The sequence below is a fragment of the Shinella sp. OV683 genome (genome assembly GCF_057787725.1).
Genome location: NZ_CM173543.1, coordinates 5127464 through 5147161, shown reverse-complemented (window position 1 = coordinate 5147161; position 19698 = coordinate 5127464). Strand labels below are relative to the sequence as shown.

Below are 19698 nucleotides of genomic sequence, written 5' to 3'. Positions count from 1 at the left end.
TATAAAATGGGATAAGGGCACGAAGAGTTCAACATATCAGACTGGATAGCGCCGAATGAGCATAGCAGATAACGACAATGATGAAAAAGGCACCCGCCCGCTTTCGCCTGCAGCCCTGCGCGCCTTGAAGGAAGCCGAGGAGCGCCGCAAGACCGAAAAGCCGCAGAAGCTGCCGGCCGAAATCGGCGGTCGCGGCGGCGCCGACCCCGCACGCTTTGGCGATTGGGAAGTCAACGGTCGCGCCATCGACTTCTAGTATGAAATAATTCCTATTGATCATGCGATATTTGCGGAATATATTCCTGCAATGGTACCACGCTGGTTGATTCTCGCCCAGATATGTCTTTCGCTCCTGCTTTGGCCTGCAGGTGGTAGCTTCGCGGCTGGTCGCCATGACCGTTACTATGTCGAAGGCCCGGTCGAGGCCGAGTTGATCTCGATCATCGATGGCGACACGTTGCTGGTTGCCGCCAAACCCTGGCCGCAACAGACGATCTCGGTGTCGGTACGCATTCGCGGCGTCGATGCGCCGGAGATGAAGTCGAAATGCCCGGAACTGCGGGCCCGCGCTGTGGCGGCGAAGGAAGCCTTGGCTTCCATGCTTGTAGCAACAAACGGCAAGTTGACCTTGTCGTCGATCTCGGGTGACAAATATTTTGGTCGGGTCGTGGCGGATGTCATTGTCGATGATGGGCGCGATGCTGCAGCCGAATTGCTGGCCGCCGGCATGGTCAGACCTTATGATGGCGGCAAGAAGCCGCGTGAGATCTGCCCCTAGCCGGGTTGTAAACAGTTGCTTGACGGAGAACCAGAGAGAGATTTTTTGTTGCCCTTGGAGTTCGGGGCGCGCTAATGACATCGCTATCTCTTCTGATCGGCCGCTTGGCGTTGCCCGCGATTACGCTGCTTCCGCCCGCGATACATGGACAAGCACCATTCGCCGTGGCGGCAAGAATGAGCTGCAAGCAGGTCAATTCTTGCGAGGAAGCCGTGGCCATTTGGTGTGGCGGTTATGTCAGAGCCGACGGAGACAGCGATGGCATTCCCTGTGAAAACGTCTGCCATTCGGTCGAGCAGGTCGAGGAAATCAAATCTCGACAGGGTTGCTGAGGCCGGCAACGATTGGCTACCGGCCCGCAGAGAGCTGGCAGATCAGCCCTTCTTGTTCTGCCGGTTGGCGATCAGTTCCTCGACAACAGCCGGATCGGCGAGCGTCGAGGTATCGCCCAGCGCACCGAAATCGTCCTCGGCGATCTTGCGCAGGATGCGCCGCATGATCTTGCCGGAACGCGTCTTCGGCAGGCCCGGCGCATACTGGATCTTGTCGGGCGAGGCGATCGGGCCGATTTCCTTACGGACATGCGCCACCAGCGCCTTTCGCAGCTCGTCCGTGCCTTCGACGCCCGACATCAGCGTCACATAGCAATAAATGCCCTGGCCCTTGATGTCGTGGGGATAGCCGACGACAGCAGCTTCCGAGACATCATGATGCGAGACGAGCGCCGATTCAACTTCCGCCGTGCCCAGGCGATGACCGGAGACATTCAGCACGTCGTCGACGCGGCCGGTGATCCAGTAGTAGCCATCCTCGTCGCGGCGGCAGCCGTCACCGGTGAAATACTTGCCCTTGTAAGTGGCGAAATAGGTCTGGATGAAGCGGTCGTGGTCGCCATAGACGGTGCGCATCTGCCCCGGCCAGCTGTCGGTGATGCACAGATTGCCGTCGGCAGCGCCTTCGATAATCTTGCCTTCGTTGTCGACCAGCTCCGGCTTGATGCCAAAGAACGGCCGCGTCGCCGAGCCCGGCTTGAGATTGGTGGCACCCGGCAGAGGCGTGATCAGGATGCCCCCCGTCTCTGTCTGCCACCAGGTATCGACGATCGGCGATTTGCCCTCGCCGACCACGTTGTAGTACCATTCCCAGGCCTCGGGGTTGATCGGCTCACCGACCGAACCCAACAGCCGCAGGCTCGAGCGCGACGAACGTTTGACGAAGTCGTCGCCGGCACCCATCAGCGAGCGGATCGCGGTTGGTGCCGTGTAGAAGATGTTCACCTTGTGCTTGTCGATGACTTCCCAGAAGCGGCCCTGATCGGGAAAGTTCGGCACGCCCTCGAACATCAGCGTCGTCGCGCAATTGGCGAGCGGCCCGTAGACGATGTAGGAGTGACCGGTGACCCAGCCGACATCGGCCGTGCACCAGTAGATATCGCCGTCGTGATAGTCGAAGACATATTCATGCGTCATCGACGCATAAACGAGATAGCCGCCGGTCGTGTGCAACACGCCTTTCGGCTTGCCCGTCGAACCCGACGTATAAAGGATGAACAACGGATCTTCCGCCTTCATCTTGGCCGGCGGGCAATCCGCCTTCACGCTGGCGGTTTCCTGATGATACCAGAGATCGCGGCCTGGCGCCCAGCCGGTCTTGCCGCCGGTGCGCCGCACAACCAGCACATTCTTGACCATGACATAGTTCTTGGCGGCAATATCGATAGCAGTATCGGTGTTTTCCTTGAGCGGGATCGGTTTGCCGCCGCGCACGCCTTCGTCGCAGGTGATCACAAAGGTCGATTCACAGTCGACGATGCGTCCGGCAAGCGCCTCGGGGCTGAAGCCGCCGAACACCACGGAATGCACGGCGCCGATGCGCGAACAGGCGAGCATCGCATAGGCAGCCTCCGGCACCATCGGCATATAGATGGTGACGCGGTCGCCCTTCTTGACGCCATGTTTTTTCAGCACATTGGCGAGCCGGCAGACATGCTCGTAAAGTTCGTTGTAGGTGATCTTCTTGTCGATATAGGGATTGTCGCCTTCCCAGATAATGGCGACCTGGTCGCCATGCTTTTTCAGGTGTCGGTCGATGCAATTGTAGGAAACGTTGGTCTGGCCGTCCTCATACCACTTGATCGGCACCTTGCCCTTGAATGAGGTGTTCTTGACTTTGGTATAGGGCTTGAACCAATCGATGCGCTTGCCGTGCTTTCCCCAGAATTTGTCAGGGTTTTCAATGCTGTCCTCATACCACTTGAGATATCTCTGATTGTCGATCAGGGTCCGCTCCTTGGCGGATTTCAGCACGGGGTAAACCTTCGACGACATGCATTCCTCCCACAGTCATAAAAAATTGAGCGCGTGTTACGCGCTTCTGTGCTACATTCATAGCAGCAGATGCGCGCCCGGCAATCAGACTTTGGTCAATTGATTCTCAAAGAATTGCAATTGCGCGACAGTTACGTTATAAGGCCGCCGATTTCCCGGACATTGTGAACTAACACAAACGGCCTGCGGCACCGGCGCAGGCGGCTCAGAAGGATTGTATCCATGGCTCAGCAGCAGCTTCTCATGCCCAAGGCGACCGCCGTCTGGCTGGTCGACAACACGGCACTTTCGTTCGATCAGATCGCCCAGTTCTGCAAGCTGCATCCGCTTGAGATCAAGGCAATCGCTGATGGCGAAGCAGCGCAGGGTATCAAGGGTCTCGATCCGATTTCCACCGGCCAGCTGTCGCGCGACGAAATCGCCCGCGCCGAAGCCAACCCGATGCACAAGCTGAAAATCTCCGAGCCAAAGGTTCGTGTGCCTGAATCCAAGCGTAAGGGCCCGCGCTACACCCCGGTTTCCAAGCGCCAGGATCGCCCCAACGCTATTCTCTGGCTGGTGCGCAACCATCCCGAACTGAAGGACGCGCAGATTTCGCGCCTGGTCGGCACCACCAAGACCACCATCCAGCAAATTCGCGAACGCTCTCACTGGAATTCGGCCAACCTCGCGCCGATGGATCCCGTGACACTCGGCCTCTGCTCGCAGATCGACCTCGACATGGAAGTCGAGAAGGCCTCCAAGGGCCGTCCGTTCCAGACCGCTGAAGAGGCGGGCGCCACGCTCGAATCCGCACGCGAGACGGAAAAGGCACCGGCCGAGCACGACGATTTCAAGGAAATCGACGCAGACGCCGTGTTCGCCAAGCTCAAGTCGTTGACCGGCAACCGCGAGGAAGAGGAAGAAGACCGCTTCTGAGCGAGCGATCTATTCTTCTGGATTTTAAGGCGGCTTCGGCCGCCTTTCTATTTTCAAGTGCTGCGTCAAGGCGAACAAATAAAGCAGGCGCCTTTACTCAAGTTTACCCAAGCATTTCTCCCCACAATGCCGATTGATAATTGCTGATTCGCGAGTAAACTCGGCAATCGTGGGCCTCGATATTGAATCGGGGCGATCTCGGGGAGGGGAAACCATGAACACGCTTGCACGACTCTGTTGGATTACGTCGCCGCTTTATCTTTTGGCGGGAATGGTCTTTGGCATCTGGATGTCAGCCACCGGCGATCACACGCTGGCGCCCGCGCATGCACATCTCAATTTGATCGGCGGCGTGATGATGGCGCTGTTCGGGACATTCTACACGCTGAGGCCCAACGCCGCCGTTGGCATATTGAGCAAGATCCAAGTGGCGCTGGCCCATCTGGCGGTCTGGGCGATGTTTCCCGGAATCATCATGGCGATCACCGGCAACGGCGAAACGCTCGCCAAGATCGGCTCGATCCTGTTCATCCTCTGCATGCTGCTTTTCGTGGTCATTGTCGCGCGCGCGACCTCGCCGCGCTCAGCGTGATCCGAAGATAGCCGAACCGACGCGAACGCTCGTCGCCCCAAAGGCGACGGCGATCTCGAAATCTCCAGACATGCCCATGGAAAGCTTCTCGAGCCCGCATTTGCCGGCAAGCTTCGCCAACAGCGCAAAATGCGGGCCGGGATTTTCGTCCGCCGGCGGGATGCACATCAGTCCCTCAACGGCGAGTCCGAGTTCCTTGCGGCAAAGATCGACGAACGCAGTGGTTTCATCAGGCGCAATCCCCGCCTTTTGCGGCTCGAGTCCGGTATTGACCTGAACATAGACGCGCAGCGATCGCTGCTGCTTGTCCATTTCGGCCTTCAGCGCCCGCGCGATCTTCTCGCGATCCACTGTCTCGATGACATCGAACAGGGCGACAGCTTCGCCCGCCTTGTTGGATTGCAATGGTCCGATCAGATGCAGTTCGATGCCCGGATACCGGGCCTTGAGATCCGGCCACTTGCCCTGCGCTTCCTGGACACGGTTTTCGCCATAGATCCTGTGACCTATCTCCAACACAGGCGTGATGTCTTCGGCCGCAAATGTCTTCGTGACCACGACAAGCTCGGCATGATCCCTGCGCTTGGCATCACCCGCGGCCTTTTCCATCCGCGCTTTGATCTCGTTGAACCGATCGACGACCGTCATTTTGACTACCTCTGTTGCTCGCTATTCCCTACCGGAACCACCATATGATTGCCAAGACAGGGGCAGGGCGATTTCGTCCGAAAAACTTGACGCGACGCAGCTTTCATGATGAAGGTCAGCCCAAATTTATTCGAGAATTCAGGGTTCCGGACAGCATAAATGGCATCAGAACGTTACAATCCGGCCGCGGTCGAGCCCCGCTGGCAGAAGCGGTGGAACGAAGCAAAAGTCTTCGAAACCAACAACGACGATCCGCGCGACAAGTACTACGTGCTCGAGATGTTCCCCTATCCGTCCGGCCGCATCCATATGGGCCATGTCCGCAACTATGCGATGGGCGACGTCGTGGCCCGCTACAAGCGTGCGCGCGGCTTCAACGTCCTGCATCCGATGGGTTGGGACGCCTTCGGCATGCCGGCCGAGAATGCGGCGATGAAAAACAAGGTTCATCCCAAGGCCTGGACCTACGAAAACATCGCCACGATGCGCAAGCAGCTGAAATCCATGGGCCTTTCGATCGACTGGTCGCGGGAATTCGCAACCTGCGACGTCGAATACTACCAGCGCCAGCAGCACCTGTTCCTCGACATGATGGAAAAGGGCCTCGTCTACCGCAAGAATTCCAAGGTCAATTGGGACCCGGTCGATATGACGGTGCTCGCCAACGAGCAGGTCATCGACGGCCGCGGCTGGCGCTCGGATGCATTGGTCGAACAGCGTGAGCTGACACAATGGTTCTTCAAGATCACCGATTTTGCTCAGGATCTGCTCGACCAGCTCGATCATCTCGACCAATGGCCGGAAAAAGTCCGGCTGATGCAGAAAAACTGGATCGGCCGCTCCGAAGGCTTGACCATCCGTTGGGAAGTCGTACCGTCCAACAGCTTTCCCGAGGTAAAGGAAATCAAGGTCTACACGACGCGCCCGGACACGCTGTTCGGCGCCTCGTTCCTGGCCATTTCCGCCGATCATCCGGTTGCCAAGGCGGCCGCCGAAAATCGCGCCGAGATTGCCGCTTTCTGCGATGCGTGCCGCCACTCCGGCACCTCCGTGGCGGCGCTGGAAACGGCCGAAAAGATGGGCATGGATACCGGTATCAAGGTCGTGCATCCGCTCGACCCGAACTGGCAGATCCCCGTTTACATCGCCAATTTCGTGCTGATGGATTACGGCACCGGCGCGATTTTCGGCTGCCCTTCGGGCGACCAGCGCGACCTCGATTTCGCCAACAAATACGGCCTGCCAGTCGTCCCGGTCGTCATGCCCGCCGATGCGGACAAGGAAAGCTTCAGGATTACCGATGAGGCCTATGTCGGCGATGGCGTAATGATCAATTCGCGCTTTCTGGACGGCATGACCATCGACGCGGCTTTCGAGGAAGTTGCCAATCGGCTGGCCAGCCACTTCATCCGCGACGAAGCCCAGGGCGAGCGCAAGGTCAATTTCCGCCTGCGCGACTGGGGTATCTCCCGCCAGCGCTACTGGGGCTGCCCGATCCCCGTCATCCACTGTGAGGTCTGCGGCGTCGTTCCGGTGCCGAAGAAGGATCTGCCGGTCAAGCTGCCCGACGACGTCGCCTTCGATGTCCCCGGCAACCCTCTCGACCGTCATCCGACCTGGCGCCATGTCGCCTGCCCGCAATGCGGCAAGGACGCGCGTCGTGAAACCGACACCATGGACACGTTCGTCGATTCGTCCTGGTATTACACGCGCTTTACCGCGCCTTGGGAGAACGATCCGACTGACCCCAAGGTCGCCGACGCCTGGTTGCCCGTCGACCAATATATCGGCGGCATCGAGCACGCGATCCTGCATCTGCTCTACTCGCGCTTCTTCACCCGCGCCATGCGCGCCACCGGCCATGTCGGCCTCGACGAGCCGTTCAAGGGTCTGTTCACCCAGGGCATGGTGGTGCACGAGACCTACAGCCGCGGCGAAGGCCACGGCCGCGAGTGGATCGAACCCGCTTTTGTCAAGATCGAGGAGATTGAAGGCAAGCGCGTCGCGACTCATCTCGAATCCGGCGAAGCGATAGCCATCGGCTCTATTGAGAAAATGTCGAAGTCGAAAAAGAACGTCGTCGACCCCGATGATATCCTGGCGTCGTACGGCGCGGACACGGCGCGCTTCTTCGTTCTCTCCGATTCCCCGCCGGAACGTGATGTCATCTGGTCAGAATCCGGCGTCGAAGGCGCCCATCGCTTCGTCCAGCGCGTCTGGAGACTGATTTCGGAAGCCGCTGATGTCCTGAAGTCCGCAGAATCTAAGCCGGCTAAGGAAGGTGCGGCCTTCACTGTGTCGCAGGTTGCCCACAAGACGCTGATGCAGGTTCAGTCCGACTATGAGCGTCTGGCCTTCAACAAGGCCGTCGCGCGCATGTACGAGCTCGTCAACGCACTGGCGCAGCCTCTTGCCTCTGTGGCTGAGGGAAAGGCGGACAGGGACTACGTCTCCGCCATTCGCGAGGCTGCGGAGATTCTCGTACATATCATCGCGCCGATGACGCCGCATCTCGCTGAAGAATGCTGGAAGGTGCTGGGCAACGATGGCCTGCTCGCCGACACCGCTTGGCCGATCTATGACGAAGCGCTGGTGGTGGAGAACGAGATCACTTTGCCGGTGCAGATCAACGGCAAGAAGCGCGCCGATTTGACAATTGCCCGGGATGCAGATCAAACTTCCATCCAGCAAGCTGTCCTCGCTCTTGAAAGCGTCAAGGCCGCTCTCGATGGCAAAGAGCCGAAGAAAATCATCGTGGTTCCACAAAGGATCGTGAATGTCGTCGTCTGATCGCAAGACCCCATCGAGGCGCCTGCTATTGGGCGTGGCCGGATTGTCATTGTTGTTGATCGCGGGCGGCTGCCAGGTGCGGCCACTCTATGCGACCAACGGCGCCACCGAGGCCGCGCTGAAATCGATCGCCTTCTCCGAAGCCGAGGACCGTGTCGGGCTGGAGGTTCGTAACCAGTTGATCTTCATGGCTTCTGGCGGCGCAGGCGAGCCTGCGAACCCGGAGTATGACGTCGATTTGAAGATCAAGGAGCGCAATATCGGCGTTCTGGTCGAGGTTTCTTCCGACCAGCCGCGCGCCGGCCGCATCGTTCTGGTCGCGGATTTCACGCTGAAGCGTCGCGCGACAGGCGAAGTACTCAAGACCGGTCGGCGTTCGACTGTGGCGCTTGTCGATTTCTCCGAACAGGAATTCGCCAAGATTCGTGCCACGCGTGACGCGGAGAACAGAGCCGCCCGTGAACTTGCGGAGCTGATCCGCGCCGATCTGGCAGGCTGGCTCGGGCGGTGATATGGCCGAGATCAAGGCGCATGAGTTCGAGCAGTTTGCCAAGCGCCGCAGCCGGGATTTTCGGCTGTTCCTGATCTATGGCCCGGATAGGGGCCTCGTCTCCGAGCGGGCAGGCGTGCTCGCCAAACTGAGCGGCGTCGATACGTCAGACGCTTTCTCTTTCATGCGGCTCGACGCCTCCGACATTACCAGCGATCCAGGACGCCTGTTCGACGAGGCCTACTCTACTGGCCTTTTCGGCGGCGACAAACTCATCTGGATCAAGGGCGCCGGCGCCGACAAGGGATTGGCGGATGCGGTTTCCGCACTAGCCGAAAAGATGCCTGAGAGCGTCACCGTCCTCATCGAGGCGGGAGACCTCAAGAAAGGCGCCAATCTCCGCAAGGCCGCCGAGGCCGCCGGCGGCGCAGTGGCAATCCCCTGCTATGCGGATGACGTAAAGAGTCTCAACGTACTCATAGACGCCGAACTGGCGGCGTTTGGCGTCGGCATTACATCAGAAGCACGCCAAGCCCTGCTGGAGTGTTTGGGCGGTGACCGTATTGCTTCTCGCAATGAAATCAGGAAGCTCGGCCTCTACGCTATGGGCGAAAAGCTGATCGAACTGCGCCATGTCATTGAAATCGTTGGCGATGCCAGCGCCATATCCACCGACGATGCCATCGATTCGGTCCTTGAGGGCAACCGTCCAGGCTTTCTCAGCGCCATGCAGAAGGTCACCGCGTCCAAGACACCGGTCTTTCTCGTTCTCCAGGGATGCCTGCGCATGTTCCAACTGATGGACGTGATGCGCGCCGACATGGACGAGAAACGTCTCGGTGCTGCAGAAGTGATGAATATCCACGCTCGACACCTGCATTTTCGTCGCAAACCGATAGTGGAAACTGCATTAAAACAGTGGAATGCGGGCTCAATCGGCAACGAACTGAACAGGCTGCAGAACGCAATCCTGCAAACCCGCCAGCGTTCCTCCCTGGAGGATACGATTGCAGTACAGACCCTGCTGGCGACGACGCTTATCTCGGCACGCAATCGCGCCGCAAGCCGCAGCTAATCATTCCGCTAGCGAAATAATATTATCGGCGCTCCAGAAGACGGCAGATTTCTTCCAACTGCTCCAGCGATCGATAAGAAATCTGCAGCTTGCCGCCCTCGCCCTTGTGGTTGACCTTCACTTCAAGGCCCAGGCTGTCGGAAAGCGTGCGCTCAAGCGCCATTGTGTCCGCGTCCTTCTCGGTCTTGGTGGCCGGAAGAGGGTTGGTTTGCGCTTTAATATCGTTCTGTGCCAGACGCTCGGCATCACGCACCGACATACCCTTGGCGACAATCGAACGCGCCAAAGCCACCGGATCGGATGTCGGAATCAATGCACGCGCGTGACCGGCTGAAAGGCTGCCATCGAACAGCATGCCGCGAACCTGGTCTGGCAGCTTCAGCAAACGCAGGCTGTTTGCCACATGTGAGCGGCTCTTTCCAATGATTTCGCCGAGATCGTTCTGCGTGTAGCCATGTTCGGCAATAAGCTGCTCGTAACCCAACGCCTCTTCAACCGGATTGAGGTCAGCGCGCTGGACATTCTCGACGATCGCTAGCTCAAGAGCCGTTCGATCGTCGACTTCGCGGATGATAACCGGAATATCAACCAGTCCAGCCAGCTGGGCTGCACGCCACCGACGTTCGCCGGCGATAATCTCGAATTTGTTGCCCTCAACCGGGCGGACGACCACTGGCTGCACGATACCATGCTGGCGGATGGACGATGCCAGATCCTGAAGGTCGCCCTCCAGGAAGCTTTTGCGCGGGTTCTTGGGGTTTCGCACGACATGCTCGATCGGCACTTTCCGATCGGCGCTAACGCTCGGTCTTCCCATCGATTCGATCGGTTGATCCATTTCGCCAATCAAGGCGGCAAGACCGCGCCCCAGACGGCGCTTTGAGGGATCATCGTTCATCTTATTCTACCTAAAACATTTCGCAGGCGAATTAATCATGCTGCCCGATTATGTTGTCGTTCACGTTGAATGACTTCTGAAGCAAGCTGCAGATACGCCTGGCTGCCGGCACATTTCAGATCGTAGAGAATCGCAGGCTTGCCGTAGGAAGGGGCCTCCGAGACCCGCACATTCCGCGGGATCAACGTATGATAGACTTTGTCGCCCAGATGCTCCCGCACATCCGACACCACTTGTTGAGCCAGATTGTTGCGAGAATCGAACATTGTCAACACGATACCTTGGATATCGAGGCCAGGATTGACGGTCCTGCGAACCTGATCGACGGTTTCCAGCAGCTGACTAAGGCCCTCAAGGGCGAAAAATTCGCATTGCAGCGGCACCAGAACCGACTGAGCGGCGGCAAGGGCGTTCATCGTCAACAGGTTGAACGACGGTGGGCAGTCGATGAGAATATAGCTGTAGATGCTGGCCTCCGGCGCCTCCAGAGCCTTCTTCAGGCGGAAAACGCGATCAGACTGTTGGCCGATCTCCGTCTCCACCGCCAAAAGATCCATCGTCGATGGCGCTATGGCGAGGTTCGGCACGACGGTCGGCATCGTGACTTCCAGAATGCTCTGGCTCCCCACCATCAGGTCATAGGTGGACAGCTTGCGGTCCTTCCGGTTAATGCCCAGGCCGGTGCTGGCATTGCCCTGAGGATCAAGATCTACGATCAACACATTCTCGCCGATGGCGGCAAGCGCAGTCGCAAGATTGATGGCCGTCGTCGTTTTGCCGACGCCACCCTTCTGATTGGCTATAGTGATGATACGATGCTTAGGTCTGTTCATGCTCGCCCGCCGAATCTTTTCAACTCTTGCGCATGAGACCGCCGACTTCAAGAATGACGGAATCTGCCTCGATAATGCTCTGATGTATTACCAGATCAAGATTCCACCGCCTATGCGAAAGTTCGAGTTCGCGCCGGTAATCCCGGCCTTTATGCAAATAGGCCTTCAGTTCTGCATTCCGGATGGCCCAAGGCTCGATATACCCGAACAGTTGATCTAGATCGGCGAGTGCTCTCGCCGAGATACGATCACATTGCTGAATGATGTCAGGCGCCTTCTCAATCCGAACCGCGTGGACCGTTCCCCGCGCGCCTGTCTCCTGCAAAACGGTCCGCAGAAATGCCGCTTTTTTATTGTTGCTCTCGACCAAATGCACCCAGCCGGCATTGCGCTCTGCCAGACAGATTGCAGTTACGATACCCGGGAAGCCACCTCCGCTGCCAAGATCAGCCCAGATTGCCGGTATGGGCGAAAGAGCCTGGATTTGCAGGCTGTCTCGAATATGGCGATCCCACAGATCTCCGATGGTCGACGGCGCCACCAGATTGATCGTTCCCGCCCACTTTTGAAAGAGCGCGGCAAAGTGTCGGAGACGCTCGACTGTTTCACGTGAAACACCCAGCGCGTTTGTCTCCGATGGTAGACTCTTATTCATTGCAGTCTATCCTGCTATCCGCTGTTCCTGGTCGTGCCTGCGAATAGCCACAAGCAGCAGCGAAATCGCAGCCGGCGTCATCCCATCAAGCCGACTAGCCTGTGCGATATTTGCGGGACGAAGGCGAGCGAGTTTCTGCTTGAGCTCATTCGACAGGCCGGACAGACTCGAGAAATCCAGATCGGCAGGGATAGATTTGCTCTCCTCGCGGCGAATCTCGGCGATATCTGCCGCCTGGCGATCCATATAGACCGAATACGACGCCTCAATCTCCAAGGCTTCTCGTACACTGCTAGTCATCTCCTGAAGATCCGGCCACACCGTAGAGAGAAATTCGACCGTCTGTTCCGGATACGAAAGAAGTTCAAACGCAGTGCGTCTCTGGCCATCCTGGTTCAGCTTCAGGCCTACCTTCCCGGCTTCACTCGGCGTAAGCGAGAGAGACTGCAGCCGATCGCGCCACTTGGCGACTTCGAGTTGCCACCTGCCGAATCGGGCAGAGCGCTCCTCATTCACGAGACCGAGTTCGATGCCTCTCGGCGTTAGGCGCTGATCGGCATTATCAGCCCGGAGCGATAGCCGGTACTCTGCTCTGGACGTGAACATCCGATAGGGCTCGGCAACGCCACGCGAGGTGAGATCATCAATCATCACACCAATGTAGGATTCTGTACGGCTGAACTCGACGGTCTCGGTCGAGCCGGCGCGACGCGCAGCGTTCAGGCCCGCCACCAGACCCTGCGCAGCGGCCTCTTCATAACCCGTTGTGCCATTGATCTGGCCGGCCAGGAACAACCCCTCGACCCGCTTCGTCTCCAGACTCAGTTTGAGCTCGCGGGGATCAACATGATCATACTCGATCGCATAGCCAGGTTGCAGGATACGAACGTGCTCAAGACCCGGAATTGTCTTGATGAACAGCTCCTGGACGTCCTCGGGCAGCGAGGTGGATATGCCATTGGGATAGACGGTGTTGTCGTCCAGCCCCTCCGGTTCCAGAAAGATCTGATGCCCATCGCGTTCGCCAAACTTAACGATCTTGTCCTCGATCGAGGGACAGTAGCGTGGGCCGACGCCCTCAATCTGCCCAGAATACATCGCCGACCGACCGAGATTGTCTGCAATAATCTTGTGTGTCGCGGCGGTTGTTCTCGTCACGCCGCAATCGATCTGCGGATTGGTGATCGTGTCCGTCATGAACGAGAAGGGTACAGGCCTTTCATCCGCGCCTTGTCGGCCGACGGCACTCCAGTCGATGGTGGTGCTGTCCAGTCGAGCTGGTGTGCCTGTCTTCAGGCGGCCAAGCGAGAAGCCGGTACGTCGAAAAGTCTCGGACAAACCCATAGAAGGCTGCTCACCGACTCGCCCGGCCGGGATCTTCCGGTCGCCAATATGAATAAGCCCGCGCAAAAAGGTGCCCGTCGTAATCACAGCCGATCGGCACGCGATCGAGCGCCCATCGGAAAACGTTACGCTACCGACTCGATTGTCTTTGATATCAAGATCAAACGCGTCTCCCTCGATAATCCTCAGATTCGGATAGTCAGAGAGTATCGCTTGCATGGCAAGGCGATAGAGCTTTCGATCTGCCTGAGTACGCGGACCGCGGACAGCCGGCCCCTTTTTCCGATTGAGCAAGCGAAACTGAATACCTGCCTGATCGGCGACGCGGCCCATGAGCCCGTCCAGTGCATCCACTTCACGAACGAGATGGCCCTTTCCGAGGCCACCAATCGCCGGATTGCAGGACATGACGCCGATCGTGTCACGCTTGTGGGTCACCAGGGCAGTCTTCGCGCCATAGCGCGCCGAGGCAGCTGCGGCTTCACAGCCGGCATGCCCGCCGCCAATAACGATCACATCATATTGTTCGTTCATCTGTCCACTCCGGCAACTGTTCCGCTACCGATTCAAATTACACGCTGCGTTTCACGTGAAACACCTAAGACTCGTTTGCCGCGAAATTCCATGTCACTTGCCAATACAGAATTCGGAGAAAATCACATCCAACAGGTCTTCAACATCCACGAAACCTGTAATCTTTCCAAGCAGATGCGCGGACTTCCGAAGGTCTTCCGCTCTCAATTCAATGCTACGCCCGGATTGATTGAGACACATTTGCAATTGCTCAAAAGTCTCACGCAACAAGTCAACTTGCCTGGCCCGGACTGCCGTTGCTTCACCGGAATAGTTTACGGTATTGTCGAGAAATGCAGAGATTCGTTTCGTTAGAGAATCGATTCCGGATCCATCTTGTGTGGAAACGGCAATTTCCGCGTCACCCGTTGGCATCGACAAGTCCGGCCGTGTATCAACTTTAGTGACTATTTTCAATAGTGCTGCCGGCGAATCGATTTCGGGATAGTCTTCGTCGTCGGCCACGTCCTTCAATACCAAAACCAGATCGGCCTCTTGCATCGAACGGATTGCACGGCGCACACCTTCCTGTTCCACGCGATCCTCTGTTGCGCGCATACCTGCGGTGTCGGTCAGGCGGACGAGATAGCCAGCCATATCAAGATCAACCGATATCAGGTCGCGGGTCGTGCCCTCGATCTCCGTAACGATTGCGACTTCTCTTTGAGCCAATGCATTCAGGAGGCTTGATTTTCCAGCATTGGGCCGGCCGGCGATAACCACCTTGAACCCACCCCTGACAATTTCGGCCGCTTTATGCTTGTCCAGATGATCAGCTATTTCTTGAGCGATCTCAGCCACGGTTTTCCATACGGCGTCACTGACGGAGCCTGGAATGTCCTCTTCCTCGGGGAAATCGAGCTCCGCCTCGATCAACGCCCGACAACGCGTCAATCGGGTCATCCATGATTGATAAAGCGCTGAGAGGTGACCATTGCTTTGCTCCATGGCAAGTCGACGCTGCATTTCCGTCTCTGCAGCTATGAGATCAGCCAGGCCTTCGGCTTCGACCAAGTCCATCTTGCCATTGTCAAACGCCCGTCGTGAAAACTCCCCGGCTTCTGCCAACCGGACACCCTCAAAGGAAGCTAGTGTCGCCAACAGTGCCGCAACAGAGGCACGGCCGCCGTGAACCTGGAACTCGAGGCAATCTTCGCCGGTAAAGGAAGCAGGGCCAGGGAAATGCAGGACAAGCCCTTGGTCGATCGGCTCGCTGTTGCGGTCGCAAATCCATCGCAGGGCGGCTTGCCTCGGGGCAGGAAGCACACCGCAAAGGGATTCCGCTACCTCCAGTGAGCGACTGCCGCTGATGCGAATCACCGCAACGCCGGCGGGCAGCGTACCGCTGGAGAGTGCGTAAATCGTATCCTGGCTCCTGGCCATGTCATTCTATCCCGAGTTCAGAACGCTTGAAGCGCCCAAAGCCTCATAACAAGGCCGGGCGCTCCTGGGCAGTCGCTCCACATTAGATTGGCGAATCCGGCTAAGTGATACCGGAATCCGGCAAATCAAGTATTCATCGAATCGAAGAAGTCGGCGTTGGTCTTGGTCTGCTTGAGCTTGTCGATCAGGAACTCGATCGCATCGGTGGTTCCCATCGGGCCCAGAATGCGACGTAGAACAAAGACCTTCTGCAGGTCCTGACGCGGAACGAGCAGCTCTTCCTTGCGTGTACCGGACTTGAGAATGTCCATCGACGGGAAGATGCGCTTGTCGGCGACCTTACGGTCGAGCACGATTTCCGAATTGCCGGTTCCTTTGAATTCTTCAAAGATCACTTCGTCCATACGGCTGCCAGTATCGATCAGCGCGGTGGCGATGATGGTCAGCGAACCACCTTCCTCGATGTTACGCGCGGCGCCGAAGAAGCGCTTCGGGCGCTGCAGCGCATTGGCATCAACACCGCCTGTCAGCACCTTGCCGGACGACGGCACGACAGTGTTGTAAGCGCGGCCGAGGCGCGTGATGGAATCAAGCAGGATGACGACGTCGCGGCCATGTTCGACCAGGCGCTTGGCCTTTTCGATGACCATTTCGGCGACCTGAACGTGGCGCACGGCCGGCTCATCGAAGGTCGACGACACGACTTCACCGCGCACCGAGCGCTGCATATCGGTGACTTCTTCCGGCCGCTCGTCGATCAGCAGAACGATCAGATAGCATTCCGGATGATTGGCGGTGATCGAGTGGGCGATATTCTGCAGCAGCACGGTCTTACCGGTGCGGGGCGGAGCGACGATCAGTCCGCGCTGGCCCTTGCCGATCGGGGCCACGAGGTCGATGACCCGCGGCGACATGTCCTTGCTGGTGGGATTGTCGATTTCCATCTTGAAGCGCTCGTTCGGATAGAGCGGCGTCAGGTTGTCGAAATGCACCTTGTGGCGGATCTTTTCGGGATCCTCGAAATTGATGGTGTTGACCTTGAGAAGAGCGAAGTAACGTTCGCCTTCCTTCGGGCTGCGGATCGGACCCTCGACCGTATCGCCCGTCTTCAGCGAGAATCGGCGAATCTGGGAGGGCGAGATATAAATATCATCCGGACCCGGGAGGTAGTTGGCGTTGGCAGAGCGCATAAAGCCAAAGCCGTCCTGCAACAATTCGACAACACCTTCGCCGATGATCTCGACTTCCTGCGCCGCCAGGTTTTTCAAAATAGCGAACATCAGCTCCTGCTTGCGCATGACGCTGGCATTCTCGACACTCACCGATTCGGCAAATGCCAGGAGATCAGTCGGCGTCTTGTTCTTAAGTTCTTGAAGCTTCATTTCAGCCATTAAATAGGACCATGGAAAAGTGTGCGGAGGGGGAAGAACCGGTATCGGTTTTCAGGAGAGGGCACGGTGAGGGACTGGGACACATGCCGTAGTGCTTGGAAGCAGCGGTAAAATAGCGCTTCGCTTTTCACGCTGCAAGAGCGCTGTGCCAGAAATGTCCAGCTTTGGCAAGATATATCAGAACGGCTTGAGCACAACCATCAGCACGATGACAATCATCAACAACGCCGGCGCCTCGTTCATCACACGCCAGAAGCGCTGGCTCCTCGGGCGCTCCTCGCGACCGAAAGCCCGTATGGCACGGCCGTAATAGACGTGCGTCCCTGTCAAAAGAACGACAGCCAGCAGTTTCGTGTGCAGCCAGCCACCCTGAAAGCGAAACCCATCCCAGGCCAGGTAGAGACCGCAGAGCCAGGCGATCATCATCGCCGGGTTCATGATGATCCGGAAAAGCCTGAGCTCCATGGTCTTGAAGAGATTTGACGCCTCGGAACCAGGCTGCGTCTGGAAGTGATAGATGAACAGCCGTGGCAGATAGAGCAGGCCCGCCATCCATGCGATCACGGCAATCACGTGGAACGCCTTGACCCACAAATAGGCATTATCGCCATCGAAATACAGAATTGCCGCGGCAATGAGGACGACGATCAGCAATGCGACCGCCGCCCTGATCTTGGCCTTGCCGCCCGGCGCCACATCTCGCTCGCTCATGGATATCTCCGATCAGCCCTTAAAGGATCGCACCCGCTCGAGCAGCCGCGTGACATTCTCGGGATCCGCCTGTGGGGTTATCCCGTGACCGAGATTGAATATTAGTGGCCCGCCGCCCAGATGCTGGAGAATGCGATCGACACCCTCGTCGAGCGAACGTCCACCGGACACCATCGTCAACGGATCGAGATTACCCTGAACGGGGCCGTCCTTCTGCAACTCAGCCGCAAACGCGAGCGGCACGGACCAATCGAGGCCGATGGCGTCGGCATTCGTGCCTTGTCGATAGGCCTTGAGATTGTATCCGGCACCCTTGGCAAAGGCGATAATCTTGGCATGCGGGCGGGCGGCCTTCACTTCGTCGATAATCCGCCGGACCGGTTTGATCGCATAATCCTCAAATTCCCGGTCACCGAGCACGCCTGCCCAGGAATCGAAGATCTGAAGCGCATCGGCGCCGGCATCGATCTGGGCGATCAGGTAATCCACCGAGGCCTCGGCGACGATCGCCAGCAACTTTTCGAAAGCCTTTGGGTGCTGATAGGCAAACAGCCTGGCCGGCGCCTGGTCGGGCGTACCGTGGCCGGCAATCATGTAGGTCGCAATCGTCCAGGGCGCCCCACAGAAGCCAAGCAGCGTGGTTTCGCTCGGCAGTGTCGTCCGCAAGCGGCCAACCGTCTCTAGCACCGGTGCCAGGAACTTGGCGATATCAGGCATCACAAGCGCTTCGATCCCGGCCACGTCGATCGGGTCAAGCTGTGGGCCTTCTCCTTCGACAAAGCGAACGTTTCGATCGAATGCATCGGGTATGACGAGGATGTCGGAAAACAGGATGGCTGCATCAAAGCCGAAGCGGCGGATCGGTTGCATGGTCACTTCAACAGCCAGATCCGGCGTATAACAGAGATCGAGAAAGCCATTCGCGGTACTGCGAGTCGCCCGATACTCGGGGAGGTAACGGCCTGCTTGCCGCATCAGCCAGACGGGCGGTGGCGAGATTGTCTCTCCGGCCAACACCTTCATCACAGTCCGCTCCGGCCTATCCACAGCCCACCTCTATCAAAAGATTTCTAATTTTCTTGATTTCTATTTCTTAAGAGTCGGTGAGTTTCAAGGATTAAAGTGTCTCAGGTGTTCTCCACGGTTTTTGGGATTCAGTGTCACTCACGAGGACAACGATTCCGGCTGTAAGACGTAAAAGTGACGGAAACATAGATTACGTATATTTTTCAGATGCTTGGCTAAATTGAAGGCGGTTCCTTCATTGTGGATAAGCTGTGGATGCCAAACATGGTTATCGAGGTTTTCCCGCTTCTCCACAGATCAGTTTGATTTCTGTCCCGTCGGGTAAAGGGTGTGGACAACTCTCGAGTTTTACCGGACATGAGAAGGGGTGCGGTCTAGACCGGCAGTTTATCCACCTTCATCAACAGGCGGACCTCTTAAACGTGGAAAACAAGAAAAAGTTCTTTCATCTGCATCTCATTTCTGACTCGACCGGAGAGACTCTCATTGCTGCGGGCCGGGCAGCTGCCTCGCAGTTTGGCGACTCGCTTGCGGTCGAGCATGTCTATCCGCTGGTCAGGAACAGGAAGCAGGTTGCCGATGTCCTGGAAGAGATTGATGCCGCGCCGGGTATCGTGCTGCACACGGTGATTGATCATGAACTCGCCGGTCTGATTGATGAGGCGTGCCGGACGATGGGGGTGCCGTGCGTCTCGGTCATCGAACCGGTTCTGCAGATTTTCCAGGCGTATCTCGGTGCCCCAACAAGGAGGCGGGTAGGCGCGCAGCATCAATTGAACGCCGGATATTTCGCCCGTATCGAAGCGCTCAACTTCACCATGGATCACGACGACGGCCAGTTGCCGCATGATATCGACGAGGCCGATGTCATTCTCCTGGGCATATCGCGGACGTCTAAGACGCCGACGGCGATCTATCTTGCCAATCGCGGTATCAAGACGGCCAATGTGCCCATCGTCTATGGAATGCAGTTACCAGAGAAGCTGTTCACGGCCGCCAAGCCGCTGATCGTCTGTCTCGTAGCGACCATCGACCATATCTCGCAGGTCAGGCAGAACCGGGTGCTTGGCTCGACGGTCGGATATCAGGAGACCTATACGGATCGCTCAATGATCTCGGAAGAGCTGAAATACGCCAAGCAGGTCTGCGCGCGCTACAACTGGCCGATCATCGATGTCAGCCGAAAATCCATCGAGGAAACCGCAGCCGCGATCGTTGCCCTGCGCCCGAAGCTCAGATAGGAAATTCAGGCGAAAACCGGATCAT

General features: G+C 57.6%; 19 protein-coding genes. 9 read left to right on the top strand and 10 right to left on the bottom strand.

All coding sequences use genetic code 11. The features are described from left to right. The first annotated feature begins 55 nt into the window (after positions 1 to 55). From ACXHRN_RS24885 to ACXHRN_RS24875, 3 genes are all read left to right on the top strand, one after another. Positions 56 to 256, top strand: coding sequence for a DUF1674 domain-containing protein (locus tag ACXHRN_RS24885; RefSeq protein WP_488638945.1), 201 nt, complete (start codon positions 56 to 58; stop codon positions 254 to 256). 51 nt (positions 257 to 307) lie between these two features. Continuing rightward, positions 308 to 778: a thermonuclease family protein gene (locus tag ACXHRN_RS24880; protein ID WP_488638944.1), complete on the top strand. Its 471-nt coding sequence runs from the start codon at positions 308 to 310 to the stop codon at positions 776 to 778. A 74-nt stretch (positions 779 to 852) separates the two neighbouring features. After that, positions 853 to 1110 carry an excalibur calcium-binding domain-containing protein gene (locus ACXHRN_RS24875; protein WP_488638943.1) on the top strand — a complete coding sequence of 86 codons (258 nt, stop codon included), beginning with the start codon at positions 853 to 855 and terminating at the stop codon, positions 1108 to 1110. Positions 1111 to 1152: 42 nt separating this feature from the next. Here ACXHRN_RS24875 and acs read toward each other — a convergent pair whose 3' ends face one another. Continuing rightward, complete coding sequence (acs, locus tag ACXHRN_RS24870) at positions 1153 to 3105, bottom strand: acetate--CoA ligase (protein ID WP_488638942.1); 1953 nt, start codon at positions 3103 to 3105, stop codon at positions 1153 to 1155. Positions 3106 to 3327: 222 nt separating this feature from the next. On the opposite strand from acs, the gene ACXHRN_RS24865 reads away from it, so the two are divergent. Together ACXHRN_RS24865 and ACXHRN_RS24860 are read left to right on the top strand one after the other, a co-directional pair. Beyond that, the gene (locus ACXHRN_RS24865; protein ID WP_488638941.1) at positions 3328 to 4023 is read left to right on the top strand and encodes a DUF1013 domain-containing protein; all 696 of its coding nucleotides are present in this window, start codon (positions 3328 to 3330) and stop codon (positions 4021 to 4023) included. Between the two features lie 214 nt (positions 4024 to 4237). Then, complete coding sequence (locus ACXHRN_RS24860) at positions 4238 to 4615, top strand: hypothetical protein (protein ID WP_488638940.1); 378 nt, start codon at positions 4238 to 4240, stop codon at positions 4613 to 4615. Here ACXHRN_RS24860 and ACXHRN_RS24855 read toward each other — a convergent pair. Beyond that, complete coding sequence (locus ACXHRN_RS24855; RefSeq protein WP_488638939.1) at positions 4607 to 5263, bottom strand: YggS family pyridoxal phosphate-dependent enzyme; 657 nt, start codon at positions 5261 to 5263, stop codon at positions 4607 to 4609. The genes ACXHRN_RS24860 and ACXHRN_RS24855 overlap by 9 nt on opposite strands. Before the next feature lie 159 nt (positions 5264 to 5422). Between ACXHRN_RS24855 and leuS the strand changes: the two genes are divergently transcribed. From leuS to holA, 3 genes are read left to right on the top strand one after another with little or no spacing between them, the layout of a single operon-like run. Then, entirely contained in the window at positions 5423 to 8053 is a 2631-nt protein-coding gene (leuS, locus tag ACXHRN_RS24850) for a leucine--tRNA ligase (protein WP_488638938.1), read from the top strand. Beyond that, positions 8040 to 8564 (top strand): hypothetical protein, encoded by a 525-nt coding sequence (locus ACXHRN_RS24845; protein ID WP_488638937.1) that lies wholly within the window; start codon positions 8040 to 8042, stop codon positions 8562 to 8564. Before leuS ends, ACXHRN_RS24845 begins: the two co-directional genes overlap by 14 nt. 1 nt (position 8565) lies before the next feature. Next, on the top strand, positions 8566 to 9618 hold the full coding sequence (holA, locus tag ACXHRN_RS24840; RefSeq protein ID WP_488638936.1) for a DNA polymerase III subunit delta: 1053 nt from the start codon (positions 8566 to 8568) through the stop codon (positions 9616 to 9618). Between the two features lie 22 nt (positions 9619 to 9640). Here the strand turns inward: holA and ACXHRN_RS24835 are convergent, their stop codons facing one another. The 8 genes from ACXHRN_RS24835 to hemE all read right to left on the bottom strand — a co-directional run bounded on the left by ACXHRN_RS24835 (position 9641) and on the right by hemE (position 18429). Further along, positions 9641 to 10516 carry a ParB/RepB/Spo0J family partition protein gene (locus ACXHRN_RS24835; RefSeq protein WP_488638935.1) on the bottom strand — a complete coding sequence of 292 codons (876 nt, stop codon included), beginning with the start codon at positions 10514 to 10516 and terminating at the stop codon, positions 9641 to 9643. 35 nt (positions 10517 to 10551) lie between these two features. Beyond that, positions 10552 to 11349, bottom strand: coding sequence for a ParA family protein (locus ACXHRN_RS24830; protein WP_488638934.1), 798 nt, complete (start codon positions 11347 to 11349; stop codon positions 10552 to 10554). A 19-nt stretch (positions 11350 to 11368) separates the two neighbouring features. Beyond that, positions 11369 to 12004, bottom strand: a complete 636-nt coding sequence (gene rsmG, locus ACXHRN_RS24825) for a 16S rRNA (guanine(527)-N(7))-methyltransferase RsmG (RefSeq protein WP_488638933.1) — start codon at positions 12002 to 12004, stop codon at positions 11369 to 11371. A 6-nt stretch (positions 12005 to 12010) separates the two neighbouring features. Then, positions 12011 to 13882, bottom strand: a complete 1872-nt coding sequence (mnmG, locus tag ACXHRN_RS24820) for a tRNA uridine-5-carboxymethylaminomethyl(34) synthesis enzyme MnmG (protein WP_488638932.1) — start codon at positions 13880 to 13882, stop codon at positions 12011 to 12013. A 93-nt stretch (positions 13883 to 13975) separates the two neighbouring features. Beyond that, positions 13976 to 15304, bottom strand: a complete 1329-nt coding sequence (gene mnmE, locus ACXHRN_RS24815) for a tRNA uridine-5-carboxymethylaminomethyl(34) synthesis GTPase MnmE (protein WP_488638931.1) — start codon at positions 15302 to 15304, stop codon at positions 13976 to 13978. A gap of 125 nt (positions 15305 to 15429) precedes the next feature. Beyond that, positions 15430 to 16695, bottom strand: a complete 1266-nt coding sequence (gene rho / locus ACXHRN_RS24810) for a transcription termination factor Rho (protein ID WP_488638930.1) — start codon at positions 16693 to 16695, stop codon at positions 15430 to 15432. Positions 16696 to 16872: 177 nt separating this feature from the next. Beyond that, entirely contained in the window at positions 16873 to 17406 is a 534-nt protein-coding gene (gene hemJ, locus ACXHRN_RS24805) for a protoporphyrinogen oxidase HemJ (protein ID WP_488638929.1), read from the bottom strand. 12 nt (positions 17407 to 17418) lie between these two features. Continuing rightward, entirely contained in the window at positions 17419 to 18429 is a 1011-nt protein-coding gene (gene hemE, locus ACXHRN_RS24800) for a uroporphyrinogen decarboxylase (protein WP_488642018.1), read from the bottom strand. A gap of 425 nt (positions 18430 to 18854) precedes the next feature. Between hemE and ACXHRN_RS24795 the strand changes: the two genes are divergently transcribed. Beyond that, on the top strand, positions 18855 to 19673 hold the full coding sequence (locus ACXHRN_RS24795; RefSeq protein ID WP_488642017.1) for a pyruvate, water dikinase regulatory protein: 819 nt from the start codon (positions 18855 to 18857) through the stop codon (positions 19671 to 19673). The last annotated feature ends 25 nt before the right edge of the window (positions 19674 to 19698 follow it).